Annotated in this window: 16 protein-coding genes; 12 read left to right on the top strand and 4 right to left on the bottom strand. The window is 62.3% G+C overall.

The features are described 5' to 3' along the window. Window positions 1–154 precede the first annotated feature (154 nt). Window positions 155–1,768 (bottom strand): urea ABC transporter permease subunit UrtB, encoded by a 1,614-nt coding sequence (gene urtB / locus VRZ08_RS13595; protein ID WP_414532862.1) that lies wholly within the window; start codon window positions 1,766–1,768, stop codon window positions 155–157. A gap of 108 nt (window positions 1,769–1,876) precedes the next feature. Then, a complete protein-coding gene (gene urtA / locus VRZ08_RS13590; RefSeq protein ID WP_107345426.1) occupies window positions 1,877–3,199 on the bottom strand; it encodes an urea ABC transporter substrate-binding protein in 1,323 nt (440 codons plus the stop codon). A gap of 490 nt (window positions 3,200–3,689) precedes the next feature. On the opposite strand from urtA, the gene VRZ08_RS13585 reads away from it, so the two are divergent. From VRZ08_RS13585 to VRZ08_RS13575, 3 genes are all read left to right on the top strand, one after another. Beyond that, the gene (locus VRZ08_RS13585) at window positions 3,690–5,111 is read left to right on the top strand and encodes a DEAD/DEAH box helicase (protein WP_414532865.1); all 1,422 of its coding nucleotides are present in this window, start codon (window positions 3,690–3,692) and stop codon (window positions 5,109–5,111) included. Between the two features lie 24 nt (window positions 5,112–5,135). Further along, window positions 5,136–5,414: a translation initiation factor IF-1 gene (gene infA / locus VRZ08_RS13580; RefSeq protein ID WP_011159210.1), complete on the top strand. Its 279-nt coding sequence runs from the start codon at window positions 5,136–5,138 to the stop codon at window positions 5,412–5,414. A gap of 280 nt (window positions 5,415–5,694) precedes the next feature. Further along, the gene (locus VRZ08_RS13575; protein ID WP_011440687.1) at window positions 5,695–5,907 is read left to right on the top strand and encodes a cold-shock protein; all 213 of its coding nucleotides are present in this window, start codon (window positions 5,695–5,697) and stop codon (window positions 5,905–5,907) included. Window positions 5,908–6,017: 110 nt separating this feature from the next. Here the strand turns inward: VRZ08_RS13575 and VRZ08_RS13570 are convergent, their stop codons facing one another. Together VRZ08_RS13570 and VRZ08_RS13565 are read right to left on the bottom strand one after the other, a co-directional pair. Continuing rightward, window positions 6,018–6,644, bottom strand: a complete 627-nt coding sequence (locus tag VRZ08_RS13570) for a TadE/TadG family type IV pilus assembly protein (RefSeq protein WP_414532861.1) — start codon at window positions 6,642–6,644, stop codon at window positions 6,018–6,020. 12 nt (window positions 6,645–6,656) lie between these two features. Next, window positions 6,657–7,190 (bottom strand): TadE/TadG family type IV pilus assembly protein, encoded by a 534-nt coding sequence (locus tag VRZ08_RS13565; protein ID WP_414532860.1) that lies wholly within the window; start codon window positions 7,188–7,190, stop codon window positions 6,657–6,659. A 784-nt stretch (window positions 7,191–7,974) separates the two neighbouring features. On the opposite strand from VRZ08_RS13565, the gene VRZ08_RS13560 reads away from it, so the two are divergent. The 9 genes from VRZ08_RS13560 (at window position 7,975) to VRZ08_RS13520 (ending at window position 16,602) form a co-directional block, all read left to right on the top strand. Beyond that, window positions 7,975–8,160 carry a Flp family type IVb pilin gene (locus VRZ08_RS13560; protein WP_414532859.1) on the top strand — a complete coding sequence of 62 codons (186 nt, stop codon included), beginning with the start codon at window positions 7,975–7,977 and terminating at the stop codon, window positions 8,158–8,160. Between the two features lie 304 nt (window positions 8,161–8,464). After that, window positions 8,465–8,992: a prepilin peptidase gene (locus VRZ08_RS13555; protein ID WP_414532858.1), complete on the top strand. Its 528-nt coding sequence runs from the start codon at window positions 8,465–8,467 to the stop codon at window positions 8,990–8,992. A 124-nt stretch (window positions 8,993–9,116) separates the two neighbouring features. Continuing rightward, entirely contained in the window at window positions 9,117–9,686 is a 570-nt protein-coding gene (cpaB, locus tag VRZ08_RS13550; RefSeq protein ID WP_414532857.1) for a Flp pilus assembly protein CpaB, read from the top strand. Window positions 9,687–9,700: 14 nt separating this feature from the next. Next, window positions 9,701–11,143 carry a type II and III secretion system protein family protein gene (locus tag VRZ08_RS13545; protein WP_414532856.1) on the top strand — a complete coding sequence of 481 codons (1,443 nt, stop codon included), beginning with the start codon at window positions 9,701–9,703 and terminating at the stop codon, window positions 11,141–11,143. Window positions 11,144–11,162: 19 nt separating this feature from the next. Then, the gene (locus tag VRZ08_RS13540) at window positions 11,163–11,891 is read left to right on the top strand and encodes a CpaD family pilus assembly protein (protein ID WP_107345433.1); all 729 of its coding nucleotides are present in this window, start codon (window positions 11,163–11,165) and stop codon (window positions 11,889–11,891) included. Continuing rightward, window positions 11,888–13,159, top strand: a complete 1,272-nt coding sequence (locus tag VRZ08_RS13535) for an AAA family ATPase (protein ID WP_107345434.1) — start codon at window positions 11,888–11,890, stop codon at window positions 13,157–13,159. Before VRZ08_RS13540 ends, VRZ08_RS13535 begins: the two co-directional genes overlap by 4 nt. An 18-nt stretch (window positions 13,160–13,177) precedes the next feature. Next, window positions 13,178–14,632: a CpaF family protein gene (locus VRZ08_RS13530; protein WP_414532855.1), complete on the top strand. Its 1,455-nt coding sequence runs from the start codon at window positions 13,178–13,180 to the stop codon at window positions 14,630–14,632. Window positions 14,633–14,644: 12 nt separating this feature from the next. Continuing rightward, the gene (locus VRZ08_RS13525; protein ID WP_346297528.1) at window positions 14,645–15,619 is read left to right on the top strand and encodes a type II secretion system F family protein; all 975 of its coding nucleotides are present in this window, start codon (window positions 14,645–14,647) and stop codon (window positions 15,617–15,619) included. A gap of 8 nt (window positions 15,620–15,627) precedes the next feature. After that, window positions 15,628–16,602, top strand: coding sequence for a type II secretion system F family protein (locus VRZ08_RS13520; protein ID WP_107345437.1), 975 nt, complete (start codon window positions 15,628–15,630; stop codon window positions 16,600–16,602). Window positions 16,603–16,609: the final 7 nt, after the last annotated feature.

The following is a 16,609-nucleotide window of genomic DNA, read 5'->3' as shown; positions in this document are numbered from 1 at the left end:
AGCGTGGCACCCCGCCCCGTGGGGGGGTGGGGTGGGGGGTGGGGGGCCGCAGGCACTGAGCCCGTGGCAAGAACCCTCACCCCAGCCCTCTCCCGCAGGCGGGAGAGGGAGTTCGGCTGCGACGCGGGGCAAAGGTGGTGCACTCCGATCATCCTCATGCCTCCACCGCCCGGCCCTTGAGCGCGAACAGGCCGCGGGGGCGCTTTTGGATGAACAGGATGATCAGCACCAGGATGGCGATCTTGCCGAGCACGGCGCCGGCGACCGGCTCCAGGAACTTGTTGGCGATGCCGAGTGAGAACGCGCCAACCAGCGTGCCCCACAGGTTTCCGACGCCGCCGAACACCACCACCATGAAGCTGTCGATGATGTAGCTCTGGCCGAGGTTCGGCGAGACGTTGTCGATCTGCGACAGCGCCACACCGGCAATGCCGGCGATGCCGGAGCCGAGTCCGAAGGTCAGCGCGTCGACCCGCGACGTGGCAATCCCCATCGACGCCGCCATCCGGCGGTTCTGCGTCACCGCCCGCATCTCGAGGCCGAGCGAGGTGTAGCGCAGCATCGCCAGCAGCAGGGCGAACACCGCCAGCGTGAAGCACAGGATCCACAACCGGTTGTATGTGATGGTCATCTCACCGAGTTCGAATGCACCGCTCATCCAACTCGGATTGCCGACCTCGCGATTGGTCGGACCGAACAGCGTGCGAACCGCCTGCTGCAGGATCAGCGACAGGCCCCAGGTGGCGAGCAGCGTTTCCAAAGCACGGCCGTAGAGGAAACGGATCACGCTGCGTTCGATCAGCACACCAATCGCGCCGGCGACGAGAAACGCCAGCGGCACCGCGATCAGCAGCGAATAGTCGAACAGCGCCGGATAGCGGGTGCGGATCGCCTCCTGCACGACAAAGGTGGTGTAGGCGCCGAGCATCACCATCTCGCCATGCGCCATGTTGATGACGCCCATCACGCCGAAGGTGATAGCCAGGCCGATCGCGGCGAGCAGCAGCACCGAGCCCAGCGACAGCCCGTACCAGGCGTTCTGCATCATCGACCAGATCGCCAGATTGCGCTCGATCGACGCCTTGGCGCCGGCGATGCCGCTGGCGACGGCCGCGCTCTGGTTCGACGGCGCGCCGGTGAGCAGCGCCATCGCCTCCTGATCGCCGCGCGCCTTGATGGTGGCGATTGCATCCAGCTTGTCGGCATCGGAGGCGCCCTGCTTGAACAGCAGGATCGAGGCCCGCGCTTCGGTGAAGGCGCGCTTGGCGGCAGCGTTCTTTTCCGCCTTCAGCGCTGCCTCGACGGTCGGCAGCATGGTCTCGTCGTGCGATTTGAACACCGACTGCGCCGCCTGGATCCGCTTGTCGAGATCCGGCGACAGCAGCGTCAGGCCGGCCATCGCGCCGGCGACGACGCGGCGCAGCTTGTTGTTGAGCCGGACCGCGCTGGCCTTGGCCGGCAGCGCACCAACCGTTTCGCCGGTCGCCGCATTGGCGATCTTGCCGTCGTCGGTCTTGATGAAGGCCGCCTTGCTATCCGGATCGGCGTAGAGCTTGCCGTCCTGCAGCGCGGTGATGATCACCGCAGCGCGCGGATTGCCGCTGGCGACCAGCTTGCCGATCGCGTCCTCGCTGTCGGAGAAGGAATCTTGGGCGAATTGCGCGATGGCGTCCTCATAGGGACCGGCCACTGCCGGCAAGCTCCCCAATGTGGCGAACGCGATCGCGACCGCGGCAAACAGAATGCGCGTCAGATGGATGAGAGGCACTGAAGTATCCCGGCAAGGATGAAGGTGCGTCGGAGGATGGAAAGGGCGGCGCGCACCGGCGTCGCCGCCCTTTCGCTTGTCGGACGTCAGCGATGATCAGGCGAACCGTCAGGTGCCCTGGCCGCCGCACTTCTTGGTCACGGTGTTGTAGTTGCCGCACTTCAGCGTCACCCAGTCACCGATCAGGTCCTTCGAGCCTTCCAGCTCTTTCGACCAGGCGTCGCCCGGCACCAGGCCCGGGGTCTTCCACACCACGTCGAACTGGCCGTCGGCCTTGATCTCGCCGATGAACACCGGCTTGGTGATGTGGTGGTTCGGCAGCATTTCAGAGATGCCGCCGGTCAGGTTCGGCGCCTTGGTGCCCGGCAGCGCGTCGATCACCTTGTCCGGATCGACCGAACCGGCCTTCTCGACCGCCTTCACCCACATGTTGAAGCCGATCACGTGGGCTTCCATCGGGTCGTTGGTCACGCGCTTCGGATTCTTGGTGTAGGCCTGCCAGTCCTTGATGAACTGCTCGTTCTCGGGGGTCTTGATCGACTGGAAGTAGTTCCAGGCGGCGAGATGGCCGACCAGCGGCTTGGTGTCGATACCGGCGAGCTCTTCTTCGCCGACCGAGAACGCCACCACCGGAATGTCGGTGGCCTTGATGCCCTGGTTGCCGAGCTCCTTGTAGAACGGCACGTTGGCGTCGCCGTTGATGGTCGAGACCACGGCGGTCTTCTTGCCGGCCGAGCCGAACTTCTTGATGTCGGCGACGATGGTCTGCCAGTCCGAGTGACCGAACGGGGTGTAGTTGATCATGATGTCTTCGGACTTGACGCCCTTCGACTTCAGATAGGCCTCGAGGATCTTGTTGGTGGTGCGCGGATAGACGTAGTCGGTGCCGGCCAGCACCCAGCGCTCGACCTTTTCTTCCTTGGCGAGATAGTCGACCGCCGGGATCGCCTGCTGGTTCGGCGCGGCGCCGGTGTAGAACACGTTGCGCTCGCTCTCCTCGCCTTCGTACTGCACCGGATAGAACAGGATCGAGTTCAGCTCTTTGAACACCGGCAATACCGACTTGCGCGACACCGAGGTCCAGCAGCCGAACACCACCGAGACCTTGTCCTTGGTGATCAGCTCGCGGGCCTTCTCCGCAAACAGCGGCCAGTTCGACGCCGGATCGACCACCACCGCCTCGAGCTTCTTGCCGAGCACGCCGCCCTTCTTGTTCTGCTCGTCGATCAGAAACAGCACCGTGTCCTTCAGCGTGGTCTCGCTGATCGCCATCGTGCCGGACAGCGAATGCAGCACGCCCACCTTGATGGTGTCGTCCGCCGCCTTGGCCGGCCCGAACGCCGACAGGCCCAGAGCCAGGCCGGCCGCCGCGGCCAGCCAGCTACGGCGGCTGATCGGGGTCGCTCCGAGTCGCTTGGTTTCAATACGCATGAGGTGTCATCTCCCTGACGCAGACATGATGCGCGGCCCCAACGGCCGTCTGCGGCAAGGAAGATCGCAAGAAGTATGCCATGCCCTCGGATGCGCCTAAGGCGATGATCGCGCGCGACAATTCGTATTTGAGCAAAGTTCGCTATCAGCACGTCAGCTCAATGAATGGGCAGAAGCAATGACCGCACATTGGCCATCCAGCACAACAAATAATCAAATGTTCGCAAGCTGATTAATTATTGCACTTTCCTGCCAATCGCGAAGGAACAGCAATTGGACCTTGAAAGCAGTGCAGCGATGTTCCATATGACTGTGAGAGACCTAGAGAATCATCAGGTCGTTGCGAGCCGCGTGTTCTGATCCCGCGTTCTGTCCTGAGCAGCGGTTTCTGGTTCGCCTTTCATCCGATAATAGCCGACGTTCCGGACACGCGAGCGTCTCAGAGTTTCCAAGCGCTCCCGACGGGCTCCGTCGGGCGTTTGCTTTCATGATGGAAAGAACCAACCTTTTGACCTCATTTCAGGAATTCGGCCTCGCCGATCCGATCGCTCGCGCTCTTCAGGAAGAAAACTACCACACCCCCACGCCGATCCAGGCGCAGACTATCCCCCTCGCCCTCGCCGGCCGCGACGTCGTCGGCATCGCCCAGACCGGCACCGGCAAGACCGCCTCGTTCGCGCTGCCGATCCTGCACCGCCTGCTGCAGAACCGGATCAAGCCGGCCTCCAAGACCTGCCGCGTGCTGGTGCTGAGCCCGACCCGCGAGCTCTCCGGCCAGATCCTCGACAGCTTCAATGCCTATGGCCGCCACATCCATCTCAGCGCCGCGCTGGCGATCGGCGGCGTGCCGATGGGCCGCCAGGTTCGCAGCCTGATGGGCGGCGTCGACGTCCTCGTCGCCACTCCGGGCCGCCTGCTCGACCTCGTCCAGGGCAACGCGCTCAAGCTCGCGCATGTCGAATTCCTGGTGCTGGACGAAGCCGACCGCATGCTCGACATGGGCTTCATCAACGACATCCGGAAGATCGTCGCCAAGCTGCCGATCAAGCGGCAGACGCTGTTCTTCTCGGCCACCATGCCGAAGGATATCGCCGACCTCGCCGAGCAGATGCTGCGTGACCCCGCCCGCGTGGCGGTGACGCCGGTGTCCTCGACGGTGGAGCGGATCAACCAGCGGGTGATCCAGCTCGACCATTCCGCCAAGCCGGCCGCGCTCGCCCAGATCCTCAAGGACGACAAGGTCAATCAGGCGCTGGTGTTCACGCGCACCAAGCATGGTGCCGACAAGGTCGTGAAGGGCCTCGCCCGCGCCGGCATTACGGCGGACGCGATTCACGGCAACAAGTCGCAGAACTATCGCGAGCGGGTGCTCGCGGCATTCCGCACCGGCGAGCTGCGCACCCTGGTCGCCACCGACATTGCAGCCCGCGGCATCGATGTCGACGGGGTGTCGCATGTGGTCAACTTCGACCTGCCGAATATTCCGGAGACCTACGTCCACCGCATCGGCCGCACCGCGCGCGCCGGAGCGGACGGCACTGCAATCTCGCTTTGCGCCGGCGAAGAGATGGCGTATCTGCGCGACATCGAAAAACTGATCAAGGTGTCGTTGCCGAAGGAAGATCGTCGTACCCCGGGCGCCCACGCTGCTCCCACCCCGCCGCCGCATCGCGGCCCCCGTCAAGCGCCTCACGGCCATTCTCCGCGCAGCGGCGATGCACCGACGCGGGGAAAGAATCGTCGGCGCCACGGTCCCGCAGCCGGGCCCGCCCGCCAGTCGGACGCCAGCCGCCACGAGGCAGCGCCGCGCTCCCAGCACGGTGGCAACGGTGAGGGTCTGCAGGGCGTCGCGTTTTTGCAGCGCAAAAACCGCCCCGCACCGACCGCTCATCAGCACCGCCCGCACCGCTAACGAACAGCCGATCTGGAGATACCGATGGCCAAAGAAGAGCTGATCCAGTTCGAAGGACTGGTGACCGAAATTCTCCCCGACGCGCGCTACCGCGTGCAGCTCGATACCGGACACGAAATCGTCGCCTATACCGCCGGCAAGATGAAGAAGAATCGCATCAAGACGCTGGCCGGCGACCGGGTCACGGTCGAGATGTCACCGTACGATTTGGAAAAAGGCCGGCTGATCTTCCGTCATAAGGACGAGCGTCCGGGTGGCCCGCCGCGCAGCGGTCCGCCGCGCGGTCAGTTCCGCCGTCGCTAAGGCAAACTGCCTAACAACAAGGCGCTTTGCCGACCGGCAAAGCGCCCGACAGCCCCCTACTTCCGGAACCTCCGCGGCTCAAAAAATCGCGCATGCCAGGATTGTTTTGGGGACAGGCTTCGCATAATATCTGTTAATCGATTTTCGGCCGGACGACATTAGCTATCCACCGGTACAGCCGGTTCAGAACGCTGACGACCCTTCCAAAAATTCGATCTCACCAGCCCACCGAGACAAAGTGGGCATCGACCGTGTCTATATTGAGAAGGGACTACCACCCGTGAGCATGGGAACCGTGAAGTGGTTCAACGCGACCAAGGGCTACGGCTTCATCCAGCCGGATGATGGCGGCAACGACGTGTTCGTGCACATCAGCGCTGTCGAGCGTGCCGGTCTCGGCACCCTGCGCGAGGGCCAGAAGATCAGCTACGAAATCGTCGCCGATCGCCGCTCTGGCAAGTCGTCGGCCGACAATCTGCGCGCTGCAAGCTGAGCAGATTTAGGTTCTGAACCGAATGGGGCCGCGTTAACAGCGCGGCCTCTTTCATTTTGGGGATGCCTCTTTGGCAAATGCCGGCGGGTGAGCACTAAAGAGTAAGAGGCTTAGTTCGTCGGGCACACCGTCGTGCCGTACAACACGCAAAGCGATTGTCGCGGCCGCGTGTAGGACTGGTCGGTCAGGCTAATACCAGCCTGGGGAATGAAGTACGCGACCGTCGGCTGATACTGATAGCTGACTTCGCTCAAGATCAAATAGGTATTGGCGACTTTGAGGCCATCCGGAATCGTGATGGTGTCGCCCGTCTGCCGGGTCGAATTCGTCACCGTCGCTGTAGCCGAGCTACCACTTTGCGTGACGGTCCCCGTCTTGCTCCACTGCACCGTAGCAACTTGGTTCTTGTTGACGAAGACCTCGGTGATGGTCGCTTTGACCGGCGTCGCCGAATACGGAGTCAACACGCCGTAGCTCGCGGCAAACACGTTCTTCAGGTCGTTGTCAGTGACGCTGGTCGACTGCGACACCAGATCCGACAACGTCCGCGCCACCAGCGTCACCTTGCGGTCGACGGCGATACCGGACGTGACTTCAACGGTTGCGAGAAACATCACCAGCATCACCGGAACGATGATTGCGAACTCGATCGCGGCCACGCCGCCGCGATCGCGTTGCAGCCGTCGCAGCAACACGAGCGATCGAACAAAAACAAGACGTTGGAAACTGGACCGCATCGCGCTACTCGCTCAAGGCTCGTTGCGGAACGCGGCGGTTGCCGACAGTAATCTCTTACCACCGGCAAGATTTGAGGTGTCGAAGCCGAGACCGGTGACGAACAATGGCCATTGATAGAAGGCGCGAACCACGATGATGTCGCCGGCCTTGCCGATGTTGTACTGCATGTTGTCGACGAAATTCTTGTTGGTATCGATCGGGGTAGTGATGTTCACGGTACTGAAGTCACTGCCATAATTCTGCACGTCGACGCGGACGCCGTTGCAGTCGAACAGCGAGACGAGACGCTTGCAGATCTCAGTCTTAAACTGATCCTGCGTCATCGAAGAATTCTGAGCCTGCCGCGTAAAGATCAGCCGCGACGAATCCTGAACCGCGGTCTCCAGCACCTGGCTGGCGAAAAAGATCATCGCCACTTCGATGATCGCGAACAACAACGCAAAGAAAATCGGGGCAACGATCGCAAACTCGACTGCCGCAGAGCCGTTCCGGTTACGACGAAATTTGCGAGCCATTGCTCGCGCCGGTGAAACGATGGACGGCATCGATCCGTAACCCTCTTCCGTCATTCGACCTCTGTTCGAGGCAACCTAATCGCAACACATTGTGGAAGTGTTTCTCTGTATTGAAACGAAATGCGACGCGCTGCTAACCGCGCGTCAACCACAACGTTCTGGCCCCAAAGGTGTCGGCCGACCGCCACACTTAGGTCCCTGCAAGTCTCGACACACGGCTCGCCTGCTCGTCGAGGCCGCCGGTCAGATCCGTCGCCGACCTGAAGTCGGCGTTCAGATGCCCCAGCTTCGCACGCTGCGGTTAGATCGAGATCGGCGCGCACCTTACGATTCCTAATCAACGCACGACCAATCGTCCAACACCCCGAGGAACAGAGTGTGCTCGCCGAATAGCGTGTGAAATGGATCGACGGCGCTCTCAACCGTGGAAGGTTTACGAACCAAAGAATGCGCCTCTTGGCGGCATCGGCACACGACAATGAAAAGGCGCCCGCCGATTTATGAATCAAGCGGAAATCGAAACCGACGAATCTGATGCAGCTTGTCCGATTTTGAAGCAGCTTGCGTAGTGTTGGCCTGAACCACGGTATCAATGTGCCGAGAACAAGACGCTCGCCACTCAATTACTTCAAATTAACAGCACATTTACCCTCCCCCAGAAGTGCCGATGAAACACTTGATGCCCCCATGTTTACGCAATCGAATTAACTGCGATGAAATACTCGCCACCTATGTTCAGCTCCATGGTCACGGTGCTGAGAACGCCGGCAAGACCAAACAGAGTTCGACAGCCACGTGTACATGGAGCTACCCGATGAAGAACATTCTTGCGCGTTTCATTAAGGATGAATCCGGCGCCACCGCGATCGAATACGCTCTGATCGCTGCCGGCATCGCACTGGCGATCATCGCGGGGGTGCAAACGCTCGGTACGACCTTGAACTCCAAATTTGGCGCCATCGCCACCAAGCTTGGCACCGGTACGACTATTACTCCGTAATACCATAAATAGGCGCACTTCGGTCTTACGAAGGTTCCGGAACAACCGGAACCTTCATCGCCTCAGAGGCCTGTTTTCGGATATGCGCGACCGTCAGACAAGCAACACAACTGTCCCTGCTATAGATCCAGTTCCACATCGGCCTGACGAAACGCCATTCCTTGTCGGAGGCGCCATCGTTCTTGCGATTGTTGCGCTTGCTGGCCGTATCGCAGCACGTTGGTAATAGTCAACAATCCTCGATTGATATGGTTAAACGCTGGCTGTTAGCGGCATCGAGCAACGTCAATACAGCGATTCCCACATGACCGTCGATCTGTTGCGTCTCCTGCTGTTCCCTGCGCTCATGCTGTTCGCTGCAGCCAGCGACTTGCTGACGATGACCATCTCCAACTGGATTTCTCTGCTGCTCGTCGCCGGATTCCTGGTGTTGGCGCCGCTCACCGGACTCGGCGCATACGACATCCTGCTGCACTTCGGGGCCGGCGCGCTGGTGCTTATGGTCGCCTTCGGCTGCTTCGCGGCAGGCTGGATCGGCGGCGGCGACGCCAAGATGGTGGCCGCCGCGGCGCTTTGGTTCGGCTTCGACCATCTGCTGGACTATTTACTGTACGCTTCGCTGTTTGGTGGCTCGCTGGCGCTATTGATGCTGTGCTTTCGACAATTGCCCGTCGTCCCCTATCAATTTATTGGACACACTTGGCTACTGCGACTACACGCAAAGCAAACCGGCGTTCCTTACGGTATTGCGCTGGCCATGGGCGCGCTGGCGATCTACCCGGACACCGAATGGATCAAGGCGGTCGATATCGTCCGTCTCGCTCTGGGCTGATTGCCCGGGAACCTCCCGTTAACGCGATTTAGATACGCCTCATTAACCATGCTTTGACGAATAGCTGGTCAACTCGCCTCACTGCGGCGGGTGCGCCGCCCGAGTCATGTGGAAAGTGAAGCGTATGAATCCCGCGCGCATTGTCGTGCTGACCGTCGCTGTCGGTGCCGGCGGCGTCGCCGCTTATCTGGCCAGCAGCGCCGGTCCGCAGCCGGCTGCCGCTGCTGCGCCGGTTGCCAAGCTTCAGACGATCGAAGTCCTGGTCGCCAAGAACGACATTCCGCTCGGTCAAGTCGTGACGCCTGGCGATCTACAATGGCAGACTTGGCAAGCCGCAAGCGCGAGCTCAAACTTCATCCGCCGCGACACTCAGCCCAGCGCCACCACCGATGTTGGCGGCTCGATCGCCCGCGCGCCCTTCATTGCCGGTGAGCCGATCCGCAAACAGAAGCTGGTCAAAGCCGATGGTTCTGGCCTCGTGCCCGCGATCCAGCCTGCCGGCATGCGCGCCATCTCGACTGAGATCTCCCTGGAGACCGGCGCCGCTAACGCACAACAAAGCGAAACGCTGTCGCTAGCATCGGACCTTGCCGACGCGCGGCAGACTGCCTCGAACGACACCACCGAAGCCAAGCGCGGCTCCGTCAAGGTGGCGCGCTACGAAATTACCACTCAGACATCATTGCAGAGATGATCGGAGGACGGGAGATGACTCGCAATACCGGCCCCCGATTGACCCACTTCTGGCGCACCACGGCGATCGCCCTATCCGCAGCTGTGGCGCTGACGCTGATCCCGAGCTGGACCGCAGTTCACGCCAGCGACTACCGTGCGGCACCTGTCCCACCGGCATCGTCCGGCCTGAACGCCCAATCGGTCTCGCTCGGCATCGGCAAGTCGATGGTGATCGACCTGCCGCGCGACATCAAAGACGTGTTGGTTGCGGATCCGAAGATCGCCAATGCGGTGGTCCGTTCGGCACAGCGCGCCTACATCATCGGCGCCGCCGTCGGCCAGACCAACATCGTGTTCTTCGATTCCGCCGGCCGGCAGATCGCCGCCTACGACATCGCAGTCACGCGCGACCTCAACGGTCTTCGGACTGCGCTCAAGCAGACCTTGCCCAACGCCGAAATCCAGGTCGAAGGCCTTGGCGACGGCGTGATGTTGAACGGCTGGGTGACCTCCCCGATCGACGCGCAGCAGGCTTACGACCTCGCCGTGCGGTTGGTGGGTGAAGACAAGAAGGTCGTCAACAACATCGCGGTCCGCGGCCGCGATCAGGTGATGCTGAAGATCACCGTTGCCGAAGTGCAGCGGGACATCGTCAAGCAGCTCGGCGTCGACCTCAGTGCCAACATGGCCTACGGCACCGCCGTGGTGAACTTCAACAACTCCAATCCATTCACCCAGTCGGGTGGTCCGCTGGTTTCGACCAATGCACTGACCACCAAATTCGGATCGCTGCCGTCGGTCACTGCAACGCTGCGAGCGATGGAAAGCGCCGGCGTCGTGCGTACCCTCGCCGAGCCGAATCTGACGGCGATCTCCGGCGAGCCGGCCACCTTCCTGGCCGGCGGTGAATTCCCGGTGCCGAGCGGCGTGACCTGCACCAACGGCGTCTGCACCCCGTCGGTGACGTTCAAGAAGTTCGGTATCCTGCTCAACTTCACGCCGGTGGTGATGACAGCAGGCCGGATCAGCCTGAAGGTGATGACCGAAGTCTCGGAGGTGTCGAGCGACAACTCTGTCATCATCAGCAACATGTCGGTGCCGTCGATCAAGACCCGCCGCGTCGAGAGCACGGTGGAAATTCCCTCGGGCGGCTCGCTCGCGATGGCCGGCTTGATTCAGGAGCAGACCAAGCAGGCCATCAATGGCATGCCCGGCGCCGCGCAACTGCCGATCCTCGGGACGCTGTTCCGCAGCCGCGACTACATCAACCGCCAGACCGAGCTGATGGTGCTGGTGACGCCCTACGTGGTGCGCGCGGTGGCCCAGAAGGATCTGTCGCGGCCCGACGACGGCTTCGCCGACGCCTCGGATCCGCAGTCCGACCTGCTCGGCAGCATCAACAAGCTCTACGGCGTTCCCGGCCGGACCGAGCCCGCCCGCACCTATCGCGGCCGGTTCGGCTTCATCACCGACTAGGCGGAGCGAGGACAGCACAATGACATCTCCTACCTCCGCCAAAGTGGCACGCGGCCTCGGTCTCGGGGCCGCTTTGATCGGTTTCTCGCTGTCGCTCGGGGCCTGCACCCACACCAGCCGGGAAGTCGAAGTCACCCAGAGCATCCCGACCGACTATCGGCAGCGCCATCCGATCGCGATCCGCGAGGCCGATCGCACGGTCGAAGTTTTCGTCGGCAACGGCCGGGGCGGTCTCACCCCCGTGCAGCGCGCGGAAGTCGCCGAGCTCGGGCAGACCTGGCTGCGTGAAGGCACTGGCGCGATCATCGCCGAAGTGCCCTCCGATACGCCCAACGCCCGCGCCGCCTCCGACACCATCCGAGAGATTCAGTCGGTGCTCGCGGCCAACGGCGTGCCGCCGCGCGGCGTGACGGTGAAGCACTATCGTCCGGCCGACCCGCGCACGTTCGCGACCATCCGCCTGATCTATCCGAGGGTGACAGCCGTGGCAGGCCCCTGCGGGTTGTGGCCGGAGGATCTCGGTCCGAGCATCAAGAACAAGGGCTACTACGACAATCGTCCGTACTGGAATCTCGGCTGCGCCAATCAGCGCAATCTCGCAGCGATGGTCGAAAATCCCGCTGATCTGGTCCAGCCGCGCCCTGAAACGCCGCCTTACACCGCACGTCGCGCTGTGACCTACGACACCTATCGCACGACCAAACCGGACACGAGCGACAAGAGCAAGTTGAGTGGCGTCGGACAATGATCAGTTACTCGCGGCAAAATCAGGACGAACCGGCCACGGCGGCCCCGGATGCGGGGCCGGAGGATCACATCGCGCCGGCGCCGCGCGTCTCGGTTCAAGCATTCTGCGAGACCGTCGAGACTGCCGCCGCAGTGCAAGCTGCAGGCGAAGATCGTCGTCTCGCCAAGGCGCATCTGAAGATCCAGATGGGCGGCGTGGTCGCGGCGATCGAAGCCTATCGCTCCGCCCCGACGCCGAACGTCATCGTTCTCGAAACCGACGCGCGCAGCGACGTGCTGGCCGGTCTCGACCAGCTCGCGACGGTGTGCGATCCGGGCACGCGCGTGATCGTGATCGGCAAAGTCAACGACGTGACGCTGTATCGCGAACTCGTCCGGCGCGGCGTCAGCGACTACGCGATCGCGCCGGTGCAGCCGATCGACGTCGTGCGCTCAATTTGCAATCTGTTCTCGGCCCCTGAAGCCAAAGCCGTCGGCCGCATCATCGCAGTGGTCGGAGCAAAAGGGGGCGTTGGCGCATCCACCGTCGCCCACAACGTCGCTTGGGCGATCGCCCGTGACCTGGCGCTGGACTCGGTCGTCGCCGATCTCGATCTCGCGTTCGGCACCGCCGGACTCGACTACAACCAGGACCCGCCGCAGGGTATCGCGGAGGCGGTGTTTGCACCCGACCGCGTCGATACCGCCTTCGTCGATCGCCTGCTGTCGAAATGCACCGACCATCTCAGCCTGCTGGCTGCGCCGGCGACGCTGGACCGCGTCTACGATTTCGGCGCCGATGCATTCGACTCGGTCTTCGACACGCTCCGCACTACGATGCCGTGCATTGTGCTCGACGTGCCGCATCAATGGACCGGATGGGCCAAGCGGTCCCTCATCACCGCCGATGACATCCTGATCGTCGCGACGCCCGATCTCGCCAACCTGCGCAACACCAAGAACCTGATCGACCTCTTGAAGGCGGGACGGCCGAACGATCGTCCCCCGCTCTACTGTCTCAATCAGGTCGGGGTGCCGAAGCGGCCCGAAATCTCTACGAGCGAGTTCGCCAAGGCGATTGAGAGCCCACCGATCGTCTCGATCCCGTTCGAGCCGCAGATCTTCGGCGCTGCCGCCAACAACGGCCAGATGATCGCTGAAATCGCGGCGAACCATAAGACGACGGAAATGTTCCTCCAGATCGCCCAGCGGCTGACGGGGCGCGGAGAAGCCAAGAAGCCGAAGGGGTCGTTCCTCGGGCCGATTCTGGAGAAGTTGCGGGCCAAGTAAGCGTGTTGGAGTATCGAGGTGTTTGGTAAGCGCGGACCGGAAAACGAAGTCAGGGCCCTGAAACCGGCGAGCTTCTCGCCGGAGCCGACGATGCGCGCCGTCGAACCCAAGCCGGTCGTGTCATCACCACCGCTGGCACCAGCGCGCGCCCCTTCAGCGCCGCCGGTGGCAGTCGAGACGCGCCGCTCCGAGAATTACTACCAAGTCAAGGCGACCATCTTCGGCGCGCTGATCGAAGCGATCGATCTGGCGCAGCTTGCCAAGCTCGACGGCGAATCCGCCCGAGAAGAAATCCGCGACATCGTCAACGAGATCATCGCGATCAAGAACATCGTGATGTCGATCGCCGAGCAGGAGGAACTGCTCGACGACATCTGCAACGATGTGCTCGGCTATGGTCCGCTCGAGCCGCTGCTGTCGCGCGACGACATTTCCGACATCATGGTCAACGGCGCCGGCACGGTTTACATCGAAGTCGCAGGCCGGATTCAACGCACCGGCATTCGGTTTCGCGACAATCAGCAACTCCTCAACATCTGCCAGCGTATCGTCAGCCAAGTCGGTCGGCGCGTCGACGAATCCTCGCCGATTTGCGACGCTCGCCTTGCCGACGGCTCCCGCGTCAACGCGATTGTGCCGCCGCTGGCGATCGACGGACCTGCCCTCACCATCCGCAAATTCAAAAAGGACAAGCTGACGCTCGACCAGCTGGTCAAATTCGGCGCGATCACGCCGGAGGGCGCTCAGATTCTGCAGATCATTGGCAGGGTCCGCTGCAACGTGCTGATCTCCGGCGGTACCGGCTCGGGTAAAACGACCCTCCTGAACTGCCTGACCAACTATATCGACGACGACGAGCGCATCATCACCTGCGAAGACGCGGCCGAACTGCAACTGCAGCAGCCGCACGTGGTGCGCCTCGAAACTCGCCCCCCTAACATCGAAGGCGAAGGCCAGATCACGATGCGAGATCTGGTCCGCAACTGTCTGCGTATGCGTCCTGAGCGGATCATCGTCGGCGAAGTCCGCGGACCAGAGGCGTTCGACCTGTTGCAGGCGATGAACACCGGCCACGACGGCTCGATGGGCACGCTGCACGCCAACAATCCGCGCGAAGCCCTGTCACGTTGCGAATCGATGATCACGATGGGCGGCTTCGCGCTGCCCTCGCGCACGATCCGCGAGATGATCTGCGCCTCGATCGACGTCATCATCCAGGCGGCTCGCCTGCGTGACGGCTCCCGCCGCATCACTCACGTCACCGAGGTGGTGGGGATGGAAGGCGACACCATCATCACCCAGGATATCTTCGTCTACGACCTGTTGGGCGAGGATGCCAACGGTCACATCGTCGGCCGCCACCGCGCCACCGGCATCGGTCGTCCGCGGTTCTGGGAACGCGCCCGCTATTACGGCGAAGAGCAACGACTCGCCGCGGCGCTGGATGCCGCGGAGGTCGTGGCCAACTCATAAGAGGCCGGAGCGATAGAAATGCAAACGCTCGCACTCGGCTTCTTCGCTGCCATCGCCGTCGGTGGTGTGGCATGGGTTTTCGTCTATCCGCTGCTGTCCGGAGAGAAGACCGTCGAACAGCGGCTGACTTCCGTCGCGCGCTCCACGCCCACCGTGCGTCAAGCCGATCGCACGCAGCGGTCACGGCGTGAGCAGATCGAAGGCTCTCTCAAAGAGATCGAGACCCGCAACGAAAAGCAGAAGAACGTCCCGCTGACCGCCAAGCTGTCGCAGGCAGGTCTCGATTGGACTCCCGGCAAATTCGGCGTGGTTTCGGCTTCGCTCGGCATCTTCGTGCTGGGCATCGCGATCATCTTGGGCGCCGGACTGCCGGCCGCGGCCGGTCTTGGTTTCGCCGCCGGCTTCGGACTGCCGCGCTGGACGCTCGGCTATCTCAAGCGCCGCCGCGAGAAGAAGTTTCTGGCTGCCCTCCCCGACGCGGTTGACGTCATCGTTCGCGGTATCAAGGCCGGCCTGCCATTGTTCGACTCGATCAAGATGGTGGCCGCCGATTCACCTGAGCCGCTGCGGGGCGAGTTCAATGCCATCATCGAGACCCAGGCGATCGGCATGCCGATCGGCGAGGCCTGCGCCCGGCTGTATGAGCGGATGCCGATTCCCGAAGCGAACTTCTTCGGCATCGTGATCTCGATCCAGCAAAAATCGGGCGGCAACCTTTCCGAAGCGCTCGGAAACCTGTCCAAGGTGCTGCGCGATCGTAAAAAGATGGCCGAGAAGATCCAGGCGATGTCGATGGAAGCCAAGGCATCGGCCGCGATCATCGGTTCGCTGCCGATCATCGTGATGTTGCTGGTCTATGTGACGACCCCGGACTACATCTCTCTGCTGTGGACACATCCGACCGGTCGCATTCTCCTCGCGGCTTCGGCGCTGTGGATGTCGGCGGGCATCTTCGTGATGAAGAAGATGATCAACTTCGACTTCTGAGGGCGGCCATGTTGGATTTTCTAATCGAGAAGTTCCACGACGCGCGGTTCATGGCGACGCTGCTCGCGGCGATCGCGGCCAGCGCCACGGTCTACACCCTCATCATTCCGTTCTTTGCGGGCGAGACGCTCGCCAAGCGAATGAAGGCAGTCGGCAGCGAACGCGAGCGCCTGCGTCAGCGCGAACGCGATCGTCTCGCCAAGGCGGAGAAGGTGTCGCTGCGCCAGGCGCCGAAGAAATTCATCGCGCGTGTGGTGGAAGACTTCAACCTCGCCAAATGGCTGGCGCAAGAATCCGCGCGCGACAAGCTGGTGATGGCCGGATACCGCGGCCAGGCGCCTTATGTCACCTTTCTGTTCTTCCGGATGGTGATGCCGATCGCGTTCGGCGCGGCCTCGGCGCTGTACGTGTTCGTGATCGCGAATTTCGACCAGCCGCTGACGGTCAAGATCGGCATGTGCGTCGCCGCGATCTTCTTTGGCATGCAGGCGCCGATGCTGTTTCTGAAAAACGCGATCCAGAAGCGGCAATTGTCGATCAAGCGAGCGTTTCCCGACGCGCTCGACCTGCTGCTGATCTGCATCGAGTCCGGCATGTCGATCGAAACGGCGTTCCGACGGGTCTCCATCGAAATCGGATCGCAGTCGATCCCGCTGGCCGAAGAATTCACTCTGACCACCGCCGAGCTGTCCTATCTGCAGGACCGCAAGCAAGCCTACGAGAATCTGGCACTACGCACCGGCCTCGACGGCGTGAAGTCGGTCTGCCTGGCGCTGCAGCAGTCGGAGCGATACGGCACGCCGCTCGGTCAGAGCCTACGAGTGATGGCGCAGGAAAACCGCGACATGCGCATGAACGAGGCCGAGAAGAAGGCAGCAGCACTGCCGCCCAAGCTCACCGTGCCGATGATCGTATTCTTCCTGCCGGTGCTGTTCGTGGTAATCTTGGGCCCGACCGGAATTCGCATCGCGGCGATGCAGTAAGGTCGAC

Origin of the sequence: Rhodopseudomonas sp. G2_2311, from assembly GCF_047501505.1 — a bacterium.
Classification (GTDB): Bacteria; Pseudomonadota; Alphaproteobacteria; order Rhizobiales; family Xanthobacteraceae; genus Rhodopseudomonas; species Rhodopseudomonas palustris_H.
Note: the sequence above shows the minus strand (reverse complement) of the source record. Positions and strands in the feature narration are given on the sequence as shown.

Excerpts from the sequence above, each read along its gene's own strand:
- cpaB (WP_414532857.1), top strand. The coding sequence starts at position 9,117 with ATGAATCCCGCGCGCATTGTCGTGCTGACCGTCGCTGTCGGTGCCGGC.
- urtA (WP_107345426.1), bottom strand. The coding sequence starts at position 3,199 with ATGCGTATTGAAACCAAGCGACTCGGAGCGACCCCGATCAGCCGCCGT.
- VRZ08_RS13520 (WP_107345437.1), top strand. The coding sequence starts at position 15,628 with ATGTTGGATTTTCTAATCGAGAAGTTCCACGACGCGCGGTTCATGGCG.
- VRZ08_RS13585 (WP_414532865.1), top strand. The coding sequence starts at position 3,690 with ATGGAAAGAACCAACCTTTTGACCTCATTTCAGGAATTCGGCCTCGCC.
- VRZ08_RS13555 (WP_414532858.1), top strand. The coding sequence starts at position 8,465 with ATGACCGTCGATCTGTTGCGTCTCCTGCTGTTCCCTGCGCTCATGCTG.
- VRZ08_RS13545 (WP_414532856.1), top strand. The coding sequence starts at position 9,701 with ATGACTCGCAATACCGGCCCCCGATTGACCCACTTCTGGCGCACCACG.
- VRZ08_RS13565 (WP_414532860.1), bottom strand. The coding sequence starts at position 7,190 with ATGCCGTCCATCGTTTCACCGGCGCGAGCAATGGCTCGCAAATTTCGT.
- VRZ08_RS13560 (WP_414532859.1), top strand. The coding sequence starts at position 7,975 with ATGAAGAACATTCTTGCGCGTTTCATTAAGGATGAATCCGGCGCCACC.
- VRZ08_RS13540 (WP_107345433.1), top strand. The coding sequence starts at position 11,163 with ATGACATCTCCTACCTCCGCCAAAGTGGCACGCGGCCTCGGTCTCGGG.
- VRZ08_RS13535 (WP_107345434.1), top strand. The coding sequence starts at position 11,888 with ATGATCAGTTACTCGCGGCAAAATCAGGACGAACCGGCCACGGCGGCC.
- infA (WP_011159210.1), top strand. The coding sequence starts at position 5,136 with ATGGCCAAAGAAGAGCTGATCCAGTTCGAAGGACTGGTGACCGAAATT.
- VRZ08_RS13570 (WP_414532861.1), bottom strand. The coding sequence starts at position 6,644 with ATGCGGTCCAGTTTCCAACGTCTTGTTTTTGTTCGATCGCTCGTGTTG.